Genomic DNA, 18,265 nt, shown 5'->3' with positions numbered 1-18,265 from the left:
GCAGCTGTATAGCCATAATACAGGCGCTGTCACTACGAATAGGGCGTGCTTTATTTGGTCGCCGATCGTCACTGCGGAGCGCCGCGGACCGCTAAGGCGAGGTGAGATCATCGACGCATAACGCTCTTGAAAGCTTGACGGCCGGTCGGACCCCAGTGACAACGTTGTGATCAATTGCGAGAATTGGTCGGTGACATCAATAGAACGCATCGTTGCGGATGAGATGGCGTTACACCCTGCGAACGCATTCCACCTCAAGATCTTGGCATTTCTCCTCTCGTGTCGTCGCACGGACTGACTCAGGACGGCTCATGTTCAGGTGCATAATTATGTAACGCTGGCTCATCGTGCGGTGGCAATGATTGGCCGATGACGCCCCCATCGACTGTTCCATCTGGAACAGTTTCACTACGTAAGTATAGCGCCAAAGAACTCGTCGCTTCATCTGCATCGGACTATTGGCTGGGCGGCTCAACCTGGAAGGAATAGCTGAAACGGAAACGAAGTGTTCCTCATGAGTTCTGACAAGAGAAGAGGGGTTTCGCGACGATGCGCTGTCGGAGCGCGCCACGTCGAAACGTACCGAGTGTGTGTTTGTGGGGTCTTACTGTTGATTGTTGGACCCGACGATGCGGTCGATGCTTAAGGGTCTTTAACGCGTCCTCATCACTCCGGCTGTCTGCAGGTCTTCATTGATTTCGGAAGGGAACATGTTCATCTTCGGCGCATAGTTGATTCAGACGACAACGCTGTCGCGAGATGGAAAGTGGTCGCCCCGAGGATACGTGGGCAAGCGTCTGTCCTTTGGATCACGAAAGCTGCTGCTATGCCAGGTGGGGTGACGGTACGCTCGTTCCTGACCCACCGCCGTCACTCGCGTCCTTCACGGTGCCGCCGTCCGGCATCCTCGTCAGCGCAAACCGGCGCGGCAGACGAACGATGATCGTGTCGCGCTGCGCTCCCTCGCACAGTGTTCAGTGACGTTCCGCAACACCCGCGGCTTGTTATCGCGCTCGATCGGGAGATAAATGCCGCAGCACATGAACGCGTTGTGTGAAGCCACAACTCTGCTCGATTAAGGCGATGCACTCGTTGAATCTGCGGCCGTGCGCGCCGCCCGCCGGACAGAAGCTTACCCGTATTTCGAAGGTAAGCATTGGGCTGGCCGGCGGTCGAGCGGTGCGTCCCGTTCACGGTCTCTGACGATCGAAATCACCGGCCGGCTGCAAACGATGGGTGGTCCGGCGCGGCGCACGCCGAGGTTCGCAACCAATGAGATGGTCATGTGGAGTGTCGTTCCAGAGCAGGAGCTGGCCGTCCGTTTTTACGCATGGAGAACGATCACGCTCTCCATGTCGCTGATCCGGTCCCGCGCGGTCCGTGTCCAACTGCGCGCCACACCCGCAATCCTGGGGTAGTCGAAAAGTCGCCTTCTGGAGGCTCGTAAGGTCAGTCCTATGTCTGGCGAAGGCCATTCGACGCTTGGACGCGGCTACCGCTTCAAGTTTGGGCTGCAGCCAAGGCCTCCTCTCCCGACGCGGATGCACCGGGTGCTTTCGGAATGGCGAAAGCGAACGTTCTAGCCGCAGCGCATTTTGGAGGTGAGCCCGGGCCGGTTTCTTCCGCTTCAGTGCAAGCCACTTGGGCAGCGTGGCCTGGGATTGTCGGGAAACCCATCGCGGCGTCCGATTCGCGCCAGCCATGAGAACTGACGCCGGCCGACGCCGCAAGAGCGCGGATCCTGAGCCCTTCAGCCTCTCTCGGGCGCCGTTCGGCGTCGATCAGTCGCATTTCGAAGGAAATCACCGATCCTGTTCGTATAACAACGGCCTGACACGCGGGCCGGGAGCTCGCATCGTGTGATTTGCGGGAACTCGCCTATTCGGCCGGGAAGCCGCGCCTGGGTGCGAGACAATAGAGGCGAACAGATGGGTGACAAGCAGAACGGACACCAAGAGACGTACTTCTTCTTTGTCGGCGGCAAGAAGTACGAGACCGACCAGCCGGCACTGACAGGGCTGCAAATTAAGGCGCGCGTTGCCGAGTGGGATTCCTCTCATGATCTCATTCTCGAAGGGCACGGAAACGATCCCGATCGCGTTATCGGAGATGACGAACGGGTCTCGTTAGACAAGAACAAGGGTCCGCTTCGCTTCTCGTCGGCCCCGAAGGCGAACTTCGGCTGATGGGCGGCGCCGCTGAAGTCCAGATCGAGGATCTGCGTCGACGCTGGCCGGATGTGCGTACGCAAGATCTGCCGAGCGGCGCAATCCTGGTGACGATCGGTTCGATCTCGCTGCCGCCCGGCTGGAGCAGGGTTGCGACTTCGATCCGTTTTCTGGTTCCGACCGGCTACCCCTTTGCCGCACCCGATTGCTTCTGGGCGGACAACGATCTGATGCTCGAGGGTGGACGCATGCCGTGCAACGCCGGCAACAACAACATTATCCCGGAGACCGCGGAGCCTGGACTCTGGTTCTCTTGGCACGTCCAAGCATGGAATCCCAACCGCGACACGCTCTCAAGCTGGATGAACACCATCGCCGATCGCCTGAGGCGACTGCAATGAGCGGACTGCGTTTCGCCTGGCCGGCGTATCGCAGGGCCTCGGCCGACCTGCTGGCCTCAGCGCCACTCGAGAGCTGCGGGGTAGCCTATTCGGTGCACGATCCGCACACCGACACATGGTTGGTGGACGATGTAGAGAGCGTCGCCGATTCGGCTTACGAGCATCGCGACGAGGTGTCGGCAACGCTTCGACCTGCATTCATCGTCGAAGTCGCCAACCGTGCCCGCGCGCTGGGACGAAGCGTCGTGCTGGTGCATACCCATCCGTTCGAACAGAGCCATCCGCGATTCTCCGCAGTCGACGATGCGGGCGAAGTCGCATTGGCTGGCTATCTGCGTCGTCGCGCGCCTCAAGGCGAACACCTGGCGCTCGTATTGAGTGAGGCGGGCTGCCGAGCCCGGCGGATCGGCACGGCCCAGGAGGTGCCGGTCTGGCAGATCGGCGAGCGACTGGTCCTCCTGTCGTCGGACAAATCCACCGAAGGCAGCGATGTGCGATATGATCGGCAGGTGCGCGCCTTCGGTGCCGATGGTCAGCGGGTAATCTCGTCACTGAAGGTGGGTGTCGTCGGGGTCGGTGGTACAGGGTCAGTGCTGCTCCAACAGCTTACTCGTCTTGGCGTTCGCGATTTCGTGCTGATCGATCCTGACGTGGTCGAAACCACGAACCTCAACCGCTTGGCCGGAGCCGGTCCCGGTGACGTGGGCACGAGCAAGATCGCTGTCGCGGAAAGGGAGATACTCGCGTGCTCGTCGACCTCGCGGGTGCGGGGACTGAGAGCCGATGTAGTCGATGCGAACATCGCCGCGGAGCTTGTCGGCCTCGACTTCGTCTTCCTCTGCACTGATTCCCATGCGAGCAGGGCAGTGGTCTGCCACGTCGCCTACCAATACCTGGTGCCCACAATCGATATGGGCACGAGCATTACCGTCCGGGAGGGTGCAGTCACCCACATCAGCGGGCGTGTGCAGATGTTGGCTCCTGAGTTGCCGTGTCTGACATGTACAGGCGCGCTAGACGGAAATCAGATCCGACGCGAGATGATGAGCCCGGAACGCCGCGCGTCCGATCCCTATCTGGTTGGGGACTACGAGCCTCAACCGGCCGTCATGCCAATCAACACGACGATGGCGTCGCTGGCCGCCACCATGTTCATGGCTGCCGTGACCTCGATGCCCGGCCAGGCTCGTTTCCAGCTTTACGAGGGTGTCAGAGGCGCGGTGCGACCGACGCAGGCGAGAAGAGTCGACGATTGTGTCGTCTGTTCGCGTCGCGGCGCTCTCGCCAAAGGGCCCTCGTGGCCTCTTCCGGTACGGCCGAGGGCGAACAATGGCTAAGGCGCGACCCGAAGTGCTGTGGTTCCGCCCGAAACCGAGCGGGAGTTCGTGCAACGGAACCTGCACCTGCTGTGCTGCGCCTCGGCGCATGGCGTGGATACCTCAAAAGCCTGCGCCGCCGTGTTTCAGTTCGGCTCCGACATGCCGGACGACGTAGTGAGGGCCGCCGACGCGCATGTGAGAACCCTAATCGACAGCGGTTTGCGCGTAGATCTTATTGCGGACGACGACGAGACCATGGGGCGCCTGCAGGCGTCGGCGAAATCAGTCCTGAATGTTGCAGGGGGCGCGGTCCGCACCGATATGCCCGCGTATTCCTTAGCGGAGAAAATCGCAAGGCACGACGCCGGTCAGAGGCCGCGCGAAGACCTCAAGATCGAAGTCGCGGGCGACCGCGAACCCTTGCGCGAGGCCGACGAGATACTCTTTAAGCGTGCATTCGCGCACTGCAGTCGGATCGTGCTTGAGGAGCTCACGGGAGGGCTGTCGCAAGCTCGCGTCTTCGCCGTTCACATGACCGTTCATACGTCCAATGCTGGAGCATGGCCGCAGCCTGATTTCGCCAAACTGGATCGACGCGACAAGATCGAGCAAGAATACCGGAACTACCGCGAATACGCGGATAGATATATTCCTTTCGGCCTGAGACCGAATATTCACGATCCGGTATTCGGCGCGGAACGCGGTCTGTTGGTCGGAAGTTTCGTCGACCGATCCGAATCCTTATGGAATTTGGCGCGCCGAAATCTGGTGGCTCGGGCCGTGACGTTGCTGATCGAAGAGACTCTTGGCGGCTGGCGGGATCAAGCATACGGCAAGGATCCGGACGAGGGCTCAGTCGTCCAAGCTATGATCGATGCCGAGATACTGCGTCCTTGCAAGCTGAAGTCGTGCTATGTTGAAGATGCTTTTCGCTTTGGTATCAAGGCGAAACCGGAGATCATTCTTGATCAGTTAGGCAAACTGCGCCAGCGCTACCGCAGTGCGCCGGCGCATGGCGATCTCCATGGGGAAAACGTGCGCGTGCGCAACGACCATGCGATTGTGATTGACCTTGCATCCGTTGTCCGCTCCGCTCCCCTGACGGCGGATCTGGCGGCGTTGGAGACCTGGCTTGCCTTTCAAATGCCACCGGAGTGCGACCCTTTGGTATATGAAGATGCCATTTGGGCGGCTGAGATTGATCGTCTTTACGCTCCGACATCGTTCTTGCATCCCCCCGGGCCCTGTGATCCGACCAGCAAGTTTTGCTGGATGTCCAGGGTGGTGCGACAGCTCAGGCGGATGGGAATCGCAGTCCAATCGTGTTCCACTGAATATCAAGCTGCGGTCGCCGTTCAACTCCTCAGGCGCTGTCAATGGGATGACGGTCCTGCTGCCGACCGCTTCAGGCGTACGAAAGGATACGCCATCGCGGCCCAATTGGCGCGCGAGCTGGCGGCGAGGGAGACATGAGCATGGTTGTGAGGAAGGTGAACCTGCTCGGTTTTGCGGAATACCGCGACGAGGGAGAAAAGATGCTTGCCGCTCCCGGCGATGCGGTGGTCATCCAGCGAGGCGCACTGCGCTCGGTCCTGATGCGCTGTCCGGATGGATGCGGTGAAACGCTCGTCGTCAATCTCGATCCACGCGTAGGAAAGTCTTGGAGACTGGATATGCGGATCAATGAACCAACCCTCTATCCGTCGGTTTGGCGAGACGGAGGATGCGGTAGTCATTTTATCATCTGGCGTGGCCAGCTCCTGTGGTGTGACCGCTTTGAAGAAGGTAACGTCGAGCCGAACTTCGACCTCGTCGCGCTCGAGCGGCGCGTTCTGACGTCGCTGCGACGACGCGAACTGCGTAGCGCCGAGGAGATCGCTGCTGACCTCGACGAGATTACATGGGAAGTTTCAAGAGCAGGACAGATGCTCGTGCGACGCAAACTGGCTATTTGTGGATCTGGTAGACAGAAGGATTGGTTCGCGCTGGCGTAGTTAGAACCAGAATTCCGAGCCTGAGATTACTTGCCGGGCCTACCTTGACTGCCTGCCCTCTTCAAAGGGGACGTCATGCATGCGCCCCCCACTCCCATTAACGAAAGCGGGCTGGGGCGGTGCTGACGCAGTGGAAAATGTGATGATCAATATACAAGATGCTACAGCCCTCGGGTGGTCGGCAGCGGCCGAACTCGTTGGGGCTAAGGCAGCAGGATCTTGCTTTGATCCCCAACGTTAGCGCGCTTCTTATAGCAAATATTGATAGCTAAGAGGACCAGCCGGTTGGTAGTTAGACTGCTCACGTGCTCGGCAAATCGCCTCTAGGTAACCCGATGATCGGTTACCCACCACCAGCTACACGCCGCAAGGGATCGATTGATTCGTGATGGTGTGGTCTTTCTCGGGGCGAATTGCCTCAACTTCGCGTCGCAAGAACCCAGAGGACGCAGAAACGCCAGTCGCGAGTTGCTAGCGCGCCTGTTCTTCGCCGAGAGTGCGGACTGATGAGGACGCATAGGCAGCTGAGACGAGCTTGTAGCAACAGCATGCTTTCTCTTCGAGCGATTTGTGTTCATCGATCTGCAAGACGCCCCGCATCTTGCGAATCAGCCCTTGCTCCTCAAAGCGGATCAAGGTTTCGGTCACACCCGCGCGGCGCAGCCCCAGCACCGAGGAAAGGTAATCGTGGGTCACTGGCAGCACGCGGTCATCAACAGCTTCACTAGCAAGGCAAAGCCAGCTCGCGAGGCGCTGTTCACGATGGTGCCGAACCCCGCACAACCCTGTCTGGACGCATTGAAATGTCAGCGCTTGCACGTACTCAAAAAGATGGTCTCTGATCTCCGGATGCACCTTCATGATCCGACAAAGATCCTCGACGCGAGTTCTATACGCGCTTCCGGGGAAGACGACGACAGATTGGTTGCTCGAAAGATGTGCTCCCCACAAGAAAGACGTGCCGACGACGCCCCGATAGCCTATGACTGCCGTTTCAAGCATACTGCCCGCGGTAACAACTCTAAGCGAGACGAGGCCGCTCTCTACAAAGTAGACGTGCTCGACCGGCCTTTTTGGCTCTTGCAGAACCATCCGTTCTTTCAAGGCGACCGGCTTGAGGCACTCCCCTATGGCCGCAAGCTGTTGGATAGGAAGACGGGCCAGGATTGCGTTCTTCACAAGGGGCCGTTTCGCAGGACGCACCGGAAGAGAACGCAGAGGCTCCGGTTGTGTGCCAGGCTGCTGCTTGAGAGCTCTATCTTGAGAGCAGTCGATCACTTCGAAAGAGGGCACGCGATCGGTCATGGTCCCTCTCCTGATAGAGGCTTTTGCTAGCCGCGCCTGACCGCAACGAGAACGTGATTCCGACTATAGCAAACATCTTCATTTGATTGATGCAACGAGTAACTCATCGGCGCCCAAATTCCGCGTTCACGGGCCTGTCTTCGACGAATTTCAGCCAAGCGAATGGACGCATTCGCGCCGGCTCGGAGGCAAGGCGCCACATTCTTGCTTTTGCACCTTATCGCTAGCGATACGATAATTGCGCCAACAAGATTGCGATGAGACCGGGCTCTACATGTGTCTTTTGTTGCTATGCTGATTGACATTCCAAAGAACCCACCGGAGTGTTAACCGCAGATGGCGGTCGCGACGATCGCGCGCATCAGGACAATCAATCCTTTGGGGGAAGCTCAACCGGAACAGCAAATCCAACCTTTACGCGATCCAATATGACTGCACTCTTAAAGGCCTTGATGTCGCGATTCTCGTAGAAGAAGCGCCGGGTGAACTGCTCGTATTCCTCCATGGACGGCGCGGTAATGTACAGGACGAAGTCGGCATCGCCCGTGACGTAAAAGCCGTTGACGACCTCGATTGATGATTTGATGGCTTTTTTAAACCTATCGATGATATCGGCGCTTTCTCGCTCCAAGGTCACCAGTGCAAGCACTTGAATAGGTCGTCCGACCGCCCTCGGCGACAAAACCGAAACGTCGGCCTGGATGATGCCCTCCGAGCGGAGCCTCTTCAACCGTCGTTGGCAGGCGGTGGGAGAGATCCCCGCCATCTCGCCAATCACATCCGAAGTCAGACGGTTATTCTTTTGCACGATCTCGAGAATGCGGGCATCTATCCGGTCGTACTTCATAACCACCCCCGGCCTGAGACGAATTTCACCGCGAGATGATCACTCCGCGCAGGAAATCCTCGACTGTGAAAAATACGAGGAAATCTTCCGTGATAAAGGCCCAACGTGAATGGGTATTGATCAAAGTGGGGCGGAGGGGCCTTGCCAGGCATTCTGCGGCGCGGCAGGGAGCGAAGCCGCAAAGCCGGGCCTTTCCGATAAGATCGGGGCCTTCGTTTTCGACAAAGATGTGAACCAAAGTGAAGCTGAAACGCAACCGAACCGCGCCGCGCGATAAGTTCGGCTGAAACGGCATCTTGATTGAGGTTAGACAGCTACTCGCCCGCCGACGGGCGCGCCGTCAAGGCGCTGTTTTGCCTCTGAGAGGACCAACCTCTGGCTTGACTTCGTCCTCCAGCTCGATAACAGCCGCCGAGCTTCCGCCATGGCGTTCCTGCTAGCCGTTGATGCAAGCTCGCTAGGTGGAGATTGCCCCTGGTCAGCTGTTCTCCTTTAGTGTCTCCATTTTGCAAAGATCGAAACGGTCCTGGCGTCCTTCGCCGCGAGAAGATGCCCGACGCAGCTGTTGATGTGCTTTCCGACGATGAGGACTTTTGCGTCGTCGAGGTGCCGAACTCGCGCGCCTTACGCGGGATATGCCGGATGCCTCGGGGCGGTACAGCGCCTTGCCGGCGGGCCGGGATCCACCATCACCCACATGTAAGCGCACCGCCGCGGCCAGACTGAAAAAGGATCGAAGATCTTGATCTCTTGCGGCGTTGCCGATAGCCGCCGCCGGAGCTGCGACCGTCCTTCCAATGTTCATTGAGGCAAACGAAGCAACTTTCCTCCTCAGGGAGGAAACGCGCGACCAAACCGCCCGCCACCCAGTGCGTCGCGTAGCCGAGCACGTACGGTACGCCGAATTTTGCAATAGTGCGCCAGCGCTAGTTGTACCTCTGCCGATGCCGAAGCATCGATCACCACGTCGGCTTCGCGCAAGGTCGAACACAGGCGCGAGCACATTGACTGAATTATGCGGGAGCGCTGCGGGCGTCGGTGGCGGTCTCGCCCTGACGCGCGGGCATGAACTTAGCTTTGTGACGAGATCGTTCAACTTTACCTGATCACCGTAGGCGAGAGTTCATATGCAGCGCTCGAAGCCCTGGAAAGAATCATCTGCTCCTATCCCAAATGGGACTGGCTGCCACGTCGGGATCAGGTAGTTCTACTGGTGATTGAGTGAGACAGTTCGAGAAGTGGTTTTCGACAATTGATTCCACACACGGAGAAATCCAATGGACGTCAAAAAGCTCTCGGTGAAAGAAGCGGCGGCGGCAGCTGCTAAATGTGCCGCCACGGCCGCGCAATGCGCCGCTACGGCTGCCAAATGTGCGGCGACTGCGGCGCATGCCCAGGCAAAGGCAGCGACGGCCCGATGCGCGGCCACCGCGGCGCGGTGCGCTGCAACCGCAGCGAGATGCGCCGCAACCGCGGCGAAGTGCGCGGCGGATCATCCCTAACTGATCGATCCTAATCCGGCGTGGCCTTGGCGCGTCGCCTTTGCGGGGCCGCCAAGGCTATTGGAGGTCTCGGAAATGAGTGTTCCGCGCTTGGGCGTTGGGCTTCAGTTTAACCCGGAATTAATTGGGTGGTTTCCGTTTCTGAGCCAGCCCCTTGACGCGCTGGAAGTACTCTTCGACTCGGTCATGAGCCCTCTTGATGGGCCGGGTCTTGTATCTCCCCGCGCCATCGATCTCATGCGCGACATTATGGATAAATATCCGCTCCTCGGACATTCGAACTACGGCGGTGACTTTGGCTTCGACGATCTGATGAGTACAGCGGCGGTACGACGGCACGTTCCGCTGTCTCAGAAATTCAACGTTGCTTCGGTCGCCAACCACTGTTTCTACGGCGATGCCTCCTGGTCCGACGTTTGGAGCAGTCCGTTACAATTCTCGCGGGCTGAATCTGTTCGTGTGGCGGCGAGGGCGCGCGCGCTTCAAGATCTTTACGGCGTTCCGCTCGCGCACGAAAACGCTGCGTACTACCGCGTATGCCCCGGTAGCGATTTGCCCGAAGAGGAATTCCTCGCGCGAATGCTTGAATCATCAGGCACCTACCTGCACCTGGACTTGCACAATCTCTACGCGAACGAGCAGAACCACCGCGCGAGGGGGTATTCCATCCGTCGGTTTCTCAGCACCATCCCGCTCGACCGCATCATCACTATTCATATGGCGGGAGGGCGGTGGATCAAGGGTCAATATCACGATCTTCACGATACCCAGGTTGCAGAGGCAGTTTGGGACCTGCTCGATGATGTTCTGTCGCGTGCGCGGCCTGGCGCCGTCATCCTCGAGTATGAGACCCAATCTCTCTACTGCGATGGAGAAATGGCGGATACCGGGCGTACCACCGATCTAATCCTCTCGGACCTCGAACGGGGACGTAAGGCGTGGGATCGCGCCTACGGGCGGGCGAGCAGACGTACGACGCGCAGCGAGGCTGCCTAGTGGACGCGCGGCTGGTCTGGGATACGTGGCGGCGCGTGCTGAGAGACGATCGCCTCGCGAATTGGGTCGTGAATCCCAACTCGAGGACCGAAGATGCCCATGGCTGCACGGCGGATGAGCTTGCAATCCTGGTGGACTATGCGGGAACTCCCGCGCCGACCGAATCCAACATTGGCATGTATCGTCGCGGATTGGTCAGGAATGCTTTGGGTGCGCTAGACCTTGTCCCGCTTACGCGCCGGCTCCTGCACGCGAGTGGGCTGGATGTTGAAGCGGTTGCCTCGGAATTTGTGCAGTCAGGCGGTTACGCGGACAATGGGCCTTACTTCTGGCGAACGGCAGCATGTTTTGTCGCATTTTTGGCCGGTCGTGCGGAGTTCTTCTCCCGCCCGCACCGGGATGTGCTTGCTATCGACGCGGCCGGCGTTGCGCTTGCGCGCCGGCTCGGCGAAGCCGCTCCCCTGATATGGCCCAATACCGCGGCGGAGGCTTTCTCGGCAGAGAGCCCGAGCAGGAATTTGCAGTCAATCCGCTTCGTCGCCCATCCAGCGGCGACGATGATCTCGTCATCCTATGATCTCACCCCATGGATTGAGAATCCGTTTGACTTCGACCCCAGCCAGGACCTCGAAGCCTCTCCACGACATTGGCTGATCTATGTTCCGGTCGCTGAATCCCCCCATGAATATGCGGAGCTTTCGCAGCGAGCTGCCCGCCTCTTTGATGTTCTTCGTGTCCCAAAGAGCTTGGTGGAATTGTCGACGGCCCTGGACGATGTCGCCCAAGCTGATGTGCTCGCGTTAATCGATTCTCTGGCGGGGCTCGGTGTCATCGTAAGCGGATCGGATACTCAACCTAACCCGTCGAAAAGTGCAATTGCCTCCCGAAAAGGAACGCATGCCGTAGATGAGCTCCCTCTTGCTTCACACCTGATCTGCGGCGGCGCGCCCCATGAAGCTGCTTGAGCGCCTTAAGACCTCCAGACCGGACAGCCTTTCCAAGAAGCTGCCGGACGATGCATTTGTCATGCTCGACCCGGCTGTCGAGGTTCTGGATGCCGAGATTGCCGAACATCGATTGCTCAGTCACGGTTACCTCGAGATCGGCATGGTCGTGCCACCTGGCGAGGGCCTGGTGGATTTTGTCACCACGCTCAGCAACGAGCCTGTTAATGTGGCAGTTCTACGCGCTCAATTCGACGATCAGTCCATGATTGACGAGATGCTGGCTTCGCTCCGCCAGCACGGCTTTATGCACATTACCTCGCAAACAAAGCCGTCGACCGAGGAGCTTGAGCATCTGCGACGCATTGCGGAATGTGCACGCACCGCAAGCTTGCGCCGCTCCATCGTAATCGACCTCGATGGTGAGATTTCGCTTGAGCAGATCTCCACGCGCCTGAAGGACGAAACGCATCCGCCGGAGTTGCTGCTGCGTTGCGCGCAGCTGGCAGATTATAAGTTGACTTTGAGTGAACTGGCGCGCCTTCGCCAGAAAGGCATTGTTCGAATGCACCAGACGGTGGTGCAAACGCAATGCCTGTCGAGCGACAATGAACTCCGGCGTTCCCTCATTCGTCTCGGTGCCGCGGTCTACCTGGACGGAATTTCTTGGCCGGCGCCGAACCATCCGGTTGCCGGGCTTGAGGAGATGGTTCGCGATGGCGTCGCCGTCCATCTGCTCATGACGCCCGACCTGTCGATCATGGACGAGGCTGAGCGGAGGCGCGTTCTGACCTGGGCGACCTCGGCCTTCATCTCAGGTCTGTGCTTACGGCTTGATCCGGACGCTCTCTGGCCCGCCGGAGATGCCGCTGAAGATGATTTTGATGCCATTTTCAAAGCGGTCCGCGCAATCGAGAACGCGCTCGGTGACGTCCTGATCGTCAATTTGCCGAGCGATGAAGTGTTGCTGGGCAATGCGGCGTCTTCTGCGTCTCCCGGCCGGGTGTCGGATTTTGCAAAGCGTTTTCGAGCCGCGTACTTGCGATGGCGTCTGCCTTTGTTGAAGGCATGTGAGAACGACAATAGCTGGAGCCAGGTACCTGAAGTCGAAGACAAGCTGGTCCGTGCGCAAGAGGATCTGCTTCCGAATCACCCGGAACTGCTGCTGCTCAAGCCCGGGAGCATCGTGGTCGACGTCTGCGGCGGGCTCGGACGCGTTGCACGACGCTTGTCGCCGGCTGTTGGGGAAGACGGACTCGTCATTTCCGTCGAGATGTTTCGCTGCCTGAGCGATCGGGCGCGCCGGTTCGCCTGTGAACGAAACTTCACAAATCTCGATTTTCGCCCTGGTCTCGCGCAGCGTCTCGCTCTGCCCGATGCGTCAGTTGATGCGGCCGTCAACGAATGGACCGGGGGCATTTGGGAACTGGGACTCGGAGCCAGTATGGTCAAAGAAATGGCGAGGGTCGTACGGCCCGGAGGCCGCATCGCGGTCACCCATCGGCTCGTGCAGCTTCATCTCGCTTCGCTCCGGCAGCCATGGGTCCAGTATGACGAAATCTATGCGTGGATTCGCGAAGCCTTCGTGCATCCGGATCTGACGATCATCGCGGAACGCATCTGGGGTCAAATCGTCCCGTCGCTCATAGGCGAGCATGCAACCCTTTGGCGTAAGCAGTATATGCCGCGCCTGATAAATCCCTACGACGTAATCTACAGATACGACGACAGTCCAGATACGCGCGCCGACGTTTATCTTACCGTCATCGCGCAACGGCGATGATCTATCAACTAGATAGCGCGATAACGTGAGGTGCGACCATGAGATCGAGAGAATCCGCTCTTGAGCAAGCATGTTCGTCGCTGCGACGGCTCGGAATTCCGGCGATGTTGCCGGCACTTCATGCTGCCGGAATCGGCATCAGTCGGGCGGTCCTGGGCGGATCGCACTCGGTGGCGATCTACCCGCCCATCAACTCTTTGACACCGCTCGATTCAAGAAGCGTGATCGATACGATCGAGTGGGGCAAAGAAGCCAGTCTCTATGTTCATATAGCGTTCTGTGAAACCCGCTGCACCTTCTGTCACTACACAGTCGATCACTACGCTGGCCGGGCAAAGCACTCTATCGAGGACGCTAAAGTTGCTCGTTATCTGACCGCGCTAAAACGTGAACTCGCGTTTTGGGGCGCGCGGCTCGCTCGAAGCGGCACCGTGGTGTCATCGGTCTATATCGGCGGAGGCACGCCGCTCGTTCTCGATGAGTCAGCGTTGCGAGATTTGATACGTGCCATTCGAAGCGAATATGATCTGCGGTCCGGCGCGGAGTTTTGCATCGAAGGCAGCCCCCTCACGATCACCGCGCCTGAGGGCGAACACAAGCTGCGGTCTCTTAAAGCTCAAGGCGTTACGCGCCTGAGCTTTGGAGTACAGTCGTTCGATGATGAGGTCCTCAAATATGCGGCCCGCGGCTACCAGCGCGAAACTCCGATTCGTGCATGCGCAATTGCAAACACGATCTTCGAAAACTGGAATCTTGACCTGATCCAGGGGCTCTATAGGGGGTCGACGTCTGAAGTATGGGGCAATCTTGAAGCCATTGCCGAGATCCGTCCGCCACACCTCACCTGGTATCACGGACGATTCGGGGACCGTCCTCAAGGGCACTGGTATAGGACGGAAACAAAGCGAGCGGACTTCGAGGACGAGTTCACGACACTTCTTGGCCGGATGCTTATTTGGCAGGAAATGGCCGCGCTCGGCTATGACCAGACAGACGGCAACCGCTTTGTGCGATCGCATGAATTTACCGATCCATTCAAGAGGATCCGAACGACGGCGGCGAGCGATCTTCTTGGGCTGGGGGCGGGAGCCTATTCCCATGGCGGCGTCAAAGTGGCGAAGGCAAATTGTCTGGGGCACGTGTTTCGCAATGACCCGAATATTCCGACATATGTGGATGCCGTCTTGACGGGCAACATTCCGATCGCCACCGGACGCGCCGTCGACGAAGAGGAATTGCTGGCCGCCTCTTATGCGACAGGACTACGTATCGGACGCATCGAGGACGAGAGCCTGCGGGCGCTCCGCTCCGCTCATCCCCAGCTTTCGAGGTATTATGACGCTCTTGTCGACGAGCTGAACAATGCCGGTGCATTAGAGGCTTATCTCGACGATAGGGGCCAAGCCGGGCTGAGACTTTCCGCACTCGGTAAACTCTTTGAAGACGAGGCCTTGTCCCTCTTTTTCAGCCCCGCGGTCAAAAGCGAATTGGCCAGAAGAACGACCAGCGAACGTAAACTGCAGCTCGCATAGCCGGAAAGACCGGGAGAGGTGGTCATGGACAGCTTGGAGCAGTCTGCAAGAGAGAGGGGCCCTACCGGAGATGGCATCCGGGCCGAACGCGCCGGCTGGAGCTTCGGCGGGGACACACCTCAATATTTTGATCGCCACGTCGCACGGTCCGTTCCCAACTATGAAGCGGGCCATAGCCTGATTGAACAGGTGAGTGATTTTTTCGTGAAGAAGGACTCAGTCGCGTATGAAATCGGTACTTCAACCGGAACGCTCCTGCGGCAACTAGCGAAACGCCATCCACACGGCACGCGCTGGATCGGGATCGATAACGAGCGCGCCATGATCGAATACGCGCGTAGCGCTCCGGGCAAAGCGCCGAACGTCGAGTACTTGCTCGCAAACGCATGCGAGGTAGACTACGAAGCCAGCGATTTTATCGTCTCCTATTATACGGTACAGTTCGTTCCGCCACGACACCGCCAGAACTTGATAGACTTAATCTATAAGTCACTCAATTGGGGCGGAGCATTCCTGTTTTTCGAGAAAGTCAGGGCGCCAGATGCGCGGTTTCAGGATATTATGAGCGCGATCTATACCGATTATAAGCTGGAGAACGGCTACTCGCCCGAAGAAGTTCTGGGAAAAGCAAGCAGCTTGAAAGGCGTTCTTGAGCCGTTTTCGACAAAGGGCAATCTCGACATGTTGCATCGTGCGGGGTTTATGGACGCCATGACCATATACAAGCATGTCTGTTTCGAGGGATTTCTGGCCATCAAATAGGACTATGTAGCCTATAGTTTACCTTGGGCAGCTGTTTGGTAAAGATTGTCCCTGATCCATTGATCAGGGTGCTGACCTCGCCAACTCTCGACCATCGAGACCGCTTTCCGGACCTTCCCACCATTCCTTCATGGTCGCTGCAGCCAACGTGACCTCCGGCCGCTGCCGTCGGTCAGCCCGGGCTCGGCCCGTCCATGGCGGCTGAGGCATCGCCGAGTTAGGGCGATGCGGGTCGCCATGCGCCCACCGCAATACGACGAGCTATGACGGCCGGACGCATGTTGACGCTCAGGACCACTCGCTTGCGCGCCTGGTTGTCCTTGGCGCTGCTCTGCGCGTCCTCGGGCATCAATCTCATCGGAGAATACTTGAGGTCAATGCCTCCTGGAAGCCAGCGCGTCCCGAGTCACAAGTTCTTGCCCCTGATACTGAGCGATGACGAGCGCGCCCAACTGAAGTCTGACGATGGGGTGGAGGACGGCACAGACACTGGCTCTGAGAGCCTGGATCGTGCTGACCTGTGCTTGACACCGAGCTCGGCATTCAGCGTACCCCGGCCCTGCCGAGCGCTTGCACCCCTATCAGGTTGATTTCCTTGTTGAACATCCAGCGCACGTCGTATTCGCGGAAAGCCGTGGCCCATCGCCTCGGATTCGAAGGCATTGGTGCAACACGGATTTCGGCGTGGGTAGCATCGAGAGAATTTGTCAGAAACGAGGAAGTTGACTGCAGCCACTGCGTTGCCACAGCATGCGCTGGCGTCAGAACTGCCTCGATCGCGCGAGCGGACCTCGATTGAAAGTTACCGCAGGCGGGACAACAGAGATACCAACTCGGCTTGCCGTCTCGTCCCGGTCCGTAGAAAAACGGCTTTGAGATGATTACGCGCTGTCCCTGGAGAAATTTTCATATCAAGGGAAATTTCCTTGAGCGTCTTTCCTTCGACCAGCAGCGATCCGAGCCGGGCCTGAGAAGGCGTCAGTCCGAAGATCTCCATCACAGAATTCTGCGACACCTGGAGGGTTTCGTTGAGATCGGTGAGGAGAAGAAGGGCACCCACAGCCGGAAATAGGTCGTCCTCCAATCCTTGCACAAAGGCATCAACGACGACCGGACGGCCTTGGCGTCTGGTGACGACAGTTTGCAAGGTGGTACGACCCGCTTTACTCGATGCGAGACGAATCTGGTTGACCAGCCGATCCAATCTCATTCGTGATTGAAGGTCCGCCGCGAACAGGCGCTTTCCCTTGATCGAAAGATCACCATCAAAAAGACTATAGGCGTCTTCGTTGACATCCAGAACCATGCCGTGACGATCGACTACAATCGCCGGCCATTTCAGCAATCCAAGCGCACCAATCATCCTGCGCTGTTCCCACGAGTGATGCGCATTTCGCTCGGGCAAAATAAAACTCTCTTTGGAACGGCGCCCGTTTCCTCTTCAGTCTTGAGCATTGATTAAATGATCGTGCTTGCCGTCACTAAATAAAACCAACAAACCCACGGATCAGCCGGCAACTTATAGCTGCGTGCTTCTACGTCGACAGTCCCATTTGGGATATGTGTCCCCTTAATCCTAGTCAGTTTCAGACTGCGTCGTCTGCAGCCGGACTTTCGGTCCGGGTCTGCTTGGCGCGTTTTCTTGTTCGATCCGCGCTTGTTGGGCGACATTTGATTGCGTTCGATCCAGAAGCGAAAGCTCAACATGTCACACGAAGAACAATGGCTTGCAATTTCGTGTCTGCATACATCACGCAAGAGTCGCCGTTTCGCGCCGAATTTTATCTCGTCGGGCCCTGCTGTGCGGGAGTTCTGTTTGATTCTATGTCGTGTTTCTAATTCTGAATGTGGATAACGATAGGAATCCGGCGGAGATTGGAGCATTGAGAGCAAAGGCATTTTTCGATGGATTGCGATCAAGACCGGGCAACAGCACGCGGCTGAACCGGTTGCGGTGCGTACGAATGGCGGCAAACTTTCTCACTGATCATCGAAGGACTCCATAAGCAAGAAGCCGCGAAGGCAGCTTGGAGCCGCCGATTGTGTCTATGGCGCACCAGTTCGGTGCGTTACGTACTATCAAAACCAGCTGGCATCTCGATCCTGACGTTGGCAACTCCCACGTCGTCAGCGAAGAGCCCAAGAGCCAGGGGGGCGGCACCTATCGGTTGATCGAAGAATACAGCCTATCGGCGCGCACGCTTGCAGATGATGGGAGCTCGGTTGCCACCTCTGGCCAGCTACCGCCATGCGAAGATTCGGAAAGCGCATCACCCGAACGCGAGCGGGGGAAACGTCGCGAACATCGGGCAGACGGAGCTCGGCACTTGCGAGCCCGTTCCATAGCGCCAATGGGCGGTTGCGCCATTCAAATGGTGCGATCAGGAGGGTGACCTCGCCACAGCGCCCGAGTCTTCCTAACGTCGAGGCCCATTGTGCGTCGCCGAACCACGACCACGCTCTGCGTGCACTCATCAAGTTGATGAAGCCAAAGGTCGTCTTACCTTATCCGACCATCTCGTCCCTTCATCCGCCAGGACAGCCTCGAAGTCCTGGATCTAACTCTTTCGCTCGACCGGTCAGCTTGACCTTGCCCCCGGGGCTTAATCCAGTTTGAAGTTCGTTCTGGCCCACGACGAGGACCAGAGCATGAAGCGTAGCCGCTTTACGGAAGAGCAGATTATCGGGATCTTGAAGGAGCACGAGGCCGGG

At 58.2% G+C, this 18,265-nt stretch carries 13 protein-coding genes; 10 read left to right on the top strand and 3 right to left on the bottom strand.

Features of this window, described 5'->3' with window-relative positions; translation table 11 throughout:
* The first annotated feature begins 1,928 nt into the window (after nucleotides 1-1,928).
* The 5 genes from I6F16_RS35985 to I6F16_RS35965 are packed head-to-tail and all read left to right on the top strand — an operon-like array spanning nucleotide 1,929 to nucleotide 5,882.
* The gene (locus I6F16_RS35985; RefSeq protein WP_225125803.1) at nucleotides 1,929-2,186 is read left to right on the top strand and encodes a multiubiquitin domain-containing protein; all 258 of its coding nucleotides are present in this window, start codon (nucleotides 1,929-1,931) and stop codon (nucleotides 2,184-2,186) included.
* Nucleotides 2,186-2,569, top strand: a complete 384-nt coding sequence (locus tag I6F16_RS35980) for an E2/UBC family protein (protein WP_225174584.1) — start codon at nucleotides 2,186-2,188, stop codon at nucleotides 2,567-2,569. The genes I6F16_RS35985 and I6F16_RS35980 overlap by 1 nt, the downstream gene beginning before the upstream one ends.
* A complete protein-coding gene (locus I6F16_RS35975; RefSeq protein WP_225174583.1) occupies nucleotides 2,566-3,906 on the top strand; it encodes a ThiF family adenylyltransferase in 1,341 nt (446 codons plus the stop codon). The genes I6F16_RS35980 and I6F16_RS35975 overlap by 4 nt, the downstream gene beginning before the upstream one ends.
* A 48-nt stretch (nucleotides 3,907-3,954) precedes the next feature.
* Complete coding sequence (locus I6F16_RS35970) at nucleotides 3,955-5,361, top strand: hypothetical protein (protein WP_225174582.1); 1,407 nt, start codon at nucleotides 3,955-3,957, stop codon at nucleotides 5,359-5,361.
* Entirely contained in the window at nucleotides 5,358-5,882 is a 525-nt protein-coding gene (locus I6F16_RS35965) for a DUF6527 family protein (RefSeq protein ID WP_225174581.1), read from the top strand. Before I6F16_RS35970 ends, I6F16_RS35965 begins: the two co-directional genes overlap by 4 nt.
* A 471-nt stretch (nucleotides 5,883-6,353) precedes the next feature.
* On the opposite strand, the gene I6F16_RS35960 is transcribed toward I6F16_RS35965, so the two are convergent.
* Together I6F16_RS35960 and I6F16_RS35955 are read right to left on the bottom strand one after the other, a co-directional pair.
* Nucleotides 6,354-7,187 carry a Crp/Fnr family transcriptional regulator gene (locus I6F16_RS35960; protein ID WP_225174580.1) on the bottom strand — a complete coding sequence of 278 codons (834 nt, stop codon included), beginning with the start codon at nucleotides 7,185-7,187 and terminating at the stop codon, nucleotides 6,354-6,356.
* A gap of 370 nt (nucleotides 7,188-7,557) precedes the next feature.
* Nucleotides 7,558-8,034: an Lrp/AsnC family transcriptional regulator gene (locus I6F16_RS35955; RefSeq protein WP_225174579.1), complete on the bottom strand. Its 477-nt coding sequence runs from the start codon at nucleotides 8,032-8,034 to the stop codon at nucleotides 7,558-7,560.
* A gap of 1,577 nt (nucleotides 8,035-9,611) precedes the next feature.
* On the opposite strand from I6F16_RS35955, the gene I6F16_RS35950 reads away from it, so the two are divergent.
* From I6F16_RS35950 to I6F16_RS35930, 5 genes are all read left to right on the top strand, one after another.
* Nucleotides 9,612-10,532: a DUF692 family multinuclear iron-containing protein gene (locus I6F16_RS35950; RefSeq protein WP_225174578.1), complete on the top strand. Its 921-nt coding sequence runs from the start codon at nucleotides 9,612-9,614 to the stop codon at nucleotides 10,530-10,532.
* The gene (locus tag I6F16_RS35945; RefSeq protein ID WP_225174577.1) at nucleotides 10,532-11,497 is read left to right on the top strand and encodes a hypothetical protein; all 966 of its coding nucleotides are present in this window, start codon (nucleotides 10,532-10,534) and stop codon (nucleotides 11,495-11,497) included. Before I6F16_RS35950 ends, I6F16_RS35945 begins: the two co-directional genes overlap by 1 nt.
* Nucleotides 11,484-13,259: a class I SAM-dependent methyltransferase gene (locus I6F16_RS35940; RefSeq protein ID WP_225174576.1), complete on the top strand. Its 1,776-nt coding sequence runs from the start codon at nucleotides 11,484-11,486 to the stop codon at nucleotides 13,257-13,259. Before I6F16_RS35945 ends, I6F16_RS35940 begins: the two co-directional genes overlap by 14 nt.
* Before the next feature lie 104 nt (nucleotides 13,260-13,363).
* On the top strand, nucleotides 13,364-14,791 hold the full coding sequence (locus I6F16_RS35935) for a radical SAM protein (RefSeq protein ID WP_225174575.1): 1,428 nt from the start codon (nucleotides 13,364-13,366) through the stop codon (nucleotides 14,789-14,791).
* 24 nt (nucleotides 14,792-14,815) lie between these two features.
* A complete protein-coding gene (locus I6F16_RS35930; RefSeq protein ID WP_225174574.1) occupies nucleotides 14,816-15,553 on the top strand; it encodes a methyltransferase domain-containing protein in 738 nt (245 codons plus the stop codon).
* A gap of 802 nt (nucleotides 15,554-16,355) precedes the next feature.
* Here the strand turns inward: I6F16_RS35930 and I6F16_RS35925 are convergent.
* Entirely contained in the window at nucleotides 16,356-16,916 is a 561-nt protein-coding gene (locus I6F16_RS35925; RefSeq protein ID WP_225125827.1) for a LuxR C-terminal-related transcriptional regulator, read from the bottom strand.
* Nucleotides 16,917-18,265: the final 1,349 nt, after the last annotated feature.

The sequence above is a fragment of the Bradyrhizobium sp. IC4060 genome (assembly GCF_020193715.1).
GTDB classification, from domain to species: Bacteria; Pseudomonadota; Alphaproteobacteria; order Rhizobiales; family Xanthobacteraceae; genus Bradyrhizobium; species Bradyrhizobium yuanmingense.
The sequence above is the reverse complement of the archived record's forward strand: the minus strand, read 5'-3'. Positions and strand labels throughout refer to the sequence as shown.